Annotated in this window: 1 protein-coding gene; it reads left to right on the forward strand. The window is 50.0% G+C overall.

Annotated elements, in window-relative coordinates; genetic code table 11:
• Positions 1 to 52: 52 nt before the first annotated feature.
• The coding region (locus ACEWB7_RS18375) for a LysR substrate-binding domain-containing protein (protein WP_411581146.1) at positions 53 to 404 on the forward strand (352 nt) is incomplete at its 3' end.

A 404-nucleotide genomic window follows, 5' to 3' on the forward strand; every position in this document is an offset into this window, starting at 1 on the left:
GAATAATTGCATGGAATCGGTGCTGTGTAACGAATCAGACTTTGGCATAAACATGAACAACGTCACAAATTCATCCATTGATTTTACCCCACTGGTCAACGAGCCATTCGTGCTGGCCTGTCGGCGTGACCATCCCTTGGCCAAAAAGCAGCTTGGAGAATGGCTGGAGTTAGTGGGTTTCAAAATGATTGGCGTACGTTCCTCCCGCGGCAACCGATTGTTGATAGAACAACAGCTAGTCGACAAGCCCTGGAAGCTGGACTGGTTTTACGAAGTGCGTCATCTTTCGACGTCATTAGGACTAGTGGAGGCAGGACTGGGGATTTCGGCGCTTCCTGGTCTGGCAATGCCCCATGCGCCCTATTCTTCGATTATTGGTATCCCACTGGTGGAACCCGTTATAC

The organism is Acinetobacter sp. NIOH-H-8, from assembly GCF_046635365.1.
Taxonomy (GTDB): domain Bacteria; phylum Pseudomonadota; class Gammaproteobacteria; order Pseudomonadales; family Moraxellaceae; genus Acinetobacter.